This window comes from Hydrogenimonas sp., from assembly GCF_029933015.1.
Taxonomy (GTDB): domain Bacteria; phylum Campylobacterota; class Campylobacteria; order Campylobacterales; family Hydrogenimonadaceae; genus Hydrogenimonas.
Genome location: NZ_JAOZOZ010000183.1, coordinates 1 through 2,637, shown reverse-complemented (window position 1 = coordinate 2,637; position 2,637 = coordinate 1). Strand labels below are relative to the sequence as shown.

Annotated in this window: 3 protein-coding genes; all 3 read left to right on the top strand. The window is 52.6% G+C overall.

The genetic code is table 11. The features are described from left to right. Positions 1-794 (top strand): hypothetical protein (locus Q1K23_RS09015; protein WP_300363984.1); only part of this gene is annotated, 794 nt, incomplete at its 5' end. Between the two features lie 69 nt (positions 795-863). Beyond that, a complete protein-coding gene (locus Q1K23_RS09010; RefSeq protein WP_300363983.1) occupies positions 864-1,370 on the top strand; it encodes a Rieske 2Fe-2S domain-containing protein in 507 nt (168 codons plus the stop codon). Positions 1,371-1,382: 12 nt separating this feature from the next. Then, entirely contained in the window at positions 1,383-2,597 is a 1,215-nt protein-coding gene (locus tag Q1K23_RS09005; protein WP_300363982.1) for a cytochrome bc complex cytochrome b subunit, read from the top strand. Positions 2,598-2,637 lie beyond the last annotated feature (40 nt).

Sequence of the window (2,637 nt, the reverse complement as noted above, 5' to 3'; positions counted from 1 at the left end):
TGAAGGCGATGGATGTCGACGTGACGATGCTGACCAACGACTTTCGTGCCGGAGAATATGCCAAAGAGCAGTTCGGTATAGCCAAATACGTCAGTGTGGACGTGGTGCGCAACATCGCCAACATCGCCACGCCCGGCGATGCGCTGGTTTTCGATTCGGAAGAGGAGAATCGGGCGATGTGGGACGAGATGGCCGACTATTTCAGGGCTTTCGTACGCATCAGTGACGATCCGGAGGATTTCGTCTCGGCGGGCGAAGGGCTGATCTCGAGCATGAAAGAGGGTGCGGGGATCCTGAAACTGGATATCGTCGATCCCCGGTATTTCGAAAATTCCGCCCACACGGGAGGGAACTGGTACTTCTGGGGGGACGACGATTACGAACAGAAGCTTCTGGAACTCTCCGAGGCTTTCGAAGGGCTGGATGTGTCGCTGCTGGAGGGGTACTATTTTTTCATGCAGTACGGTGATGAGCTGGCGAAACGTTTCAGAGCTGTGGAGGAGTCGGAGAGCTACGACGGGATTTTGAAGAATGCGACACGGTTTCTGACCTCTTCGCCTCAGAGCGCGCTCGAGGCTCTGGCCGCCGGTTCGACGCCCATCTACCTGGAAAAACCGGGATCTTCGGCGGCATGGAGAGAGAAGCTCTCATCTTTCGGCATTCCCGTTATCGAAAATTTTTCGAAAGAGGCTGTTGCCGAAAAACTCGCCGAAACATTCGTTTACGATGAGAAAGTGCTACGAAAAGATGCAGCCAGCGTGGCCGCCCACTATATTAAAGATAAGCTCAGCTAATTTTTATTGATAATTAACCTTTTGGGCCCTATAATAAGCTGATTTAAAATCTCAACAAAAGGATCAGCTATGGCAGAAAACGGCCGACGCGACTTTATGGGTAAAGTCTTTGGCGGTTGGGCTGCCCTGGGCGGAATCGCCGCGCTCTATGCGGCGAAAAAAACCTGGGACCCCCTTCCGAGTGTTAAAGCGGCTGGATTTACGAAAGTGGATCTTTCCGCTGCGGAGCCCAACGTACTCAACGTCGAGAAATGGCGCGGTAAACCCATCTTCATTCTCAAGAAAACCGAGGATATGCCAAAGAGCGATCGTGACGTAGTGGTCGGCAAAGACCGATTTCTCGTCTGTATCGGTCTCTGTACGCACCTCGGATGTATTCCGGCGTATCGCCCCGATTCGAAAGATTTCCTCTGTGCCTGCCACGGCGGCATGTTCGATACCAATGGTGACGCCATCAAGCCACCGCCGCCGAGTCCGATGGTCATTCCTCCGTTCAAACTGGAAGGAACGACGATCGTCCTGGGAGAAGAGGGCCCTGAGTACAAAAAGATGAAAGAAGCCGGCCTTACGGCCTAAAGGAGCGGGTAAATGGCACATTTTGAAAAAGCAAACAGTCTGGAAGAGTGGCTCGACCAGCGCCTGGCGATCAGAACCCTTCGACGGGTACTGGCGGAAGAGTACTGGATTCCGAAAAACATCAACTTCCTCTGGGCGATGGGTATGGTCCTCGCCTTTACGTTCGGAATCCTTCTGATTTCTGGAATTTTCCTGTTGATGTACTATCAGCCGAACGTCGATTTGGCGTTCGACAGCGTCAACTACACGATCATGAAAGAGGTGGAGTTCGGATGGCTCTGGCGTCATATGCACGCGGTCGCCGCGTCGGTCGTCTTTTTGATCATCTACATCCACATGTTCACGGGCATCTATTACGGTTCCTACAAAAAAGGACGCGAGCTGATCTGGATCTCCGGTATGCTCCTTTTCGTCACATTCTCCGCCGAAGCGTTCAGCGGATATATGCTTCCCTGGGGACAGATGAGCTACTGGGCCGGTATGGTTATCACCAACCTCTTCAGCCTCGGTTCTCTGGAACTCAACGGACTGGTCGAATGGATCCGCGGTGACTACGTACCCGGACAGGCGTTCCTGACACGATTCTTCATGCTCCACGTGCTGCTTCTGCCGCTGGTGATCATGGCGCTGATCGGACTGCACTTCGGTACGCTGCGAATCCCGCACGTCAACAACCAGGACGGTGAAGAGATCGATTTCGAAGCCGAAGCGAAAAAGTATCTGGAAGGCAACAAAAAAGAGTCGAAAGTCATCCGTTTCGCGAACGACTTCCTCTCCAAAGATATGTTCGTCGTCTCGATCTTCCTGATCTTCTACTTCTATCTGGTCTTCTGGCACTTCGATTTCGCGATGGATCCGATCAACTTCGACCCGGCGGACGGCCTGAAGACACCGCCGCACATCTATCCCGAGTGGTACTTCCTGTGGAGTTACGAGATTCTTCGACCGTTCCCGAAAGATCCGGGTCTGATCGCGTTCGGTTTCGCGCAGGTGATCTTCTTCCTGCTTCCGTTCCTCGACAAGAGTCCGAATGTGGCACCGGCAAGCCGGCGCGGTATCTTCAAATACTGGTTCTGGATTCTGCTGGTCGACATGATCGTGTTGACCGTCATGGGTAAACTTCCTCCGGAAGGTATCTTCAATACGATCGGTCTGGTATCGGCGGTTCTGTTCATTGTACTGTGGATCGTGCTGCCGTTCATCACCAAAAACGAAAAAGCAGTGTAAGGAGGCTGAAATGAAAGAACTGAAAATTTTAGCGGTAGTC

What these genes read in the sequence shown, in the direction of transcription:
- Q1K23_RS09010 (WP_300363983.1), top strand. Translation starts at nt 864, where the DNA reads ATGGCAGAAAACGGCCGACGCGACTTTATGGGTAAAGTCTTTGGCGGT.
- Q1K23_RS09005 (WP_300363982.1), top strand. Translation starts at nt 1,383, where the DNA reads ATGGCACATTTTGAAAAAGCAAACAGTCTGGAAGAGTGGCTCGACCAG.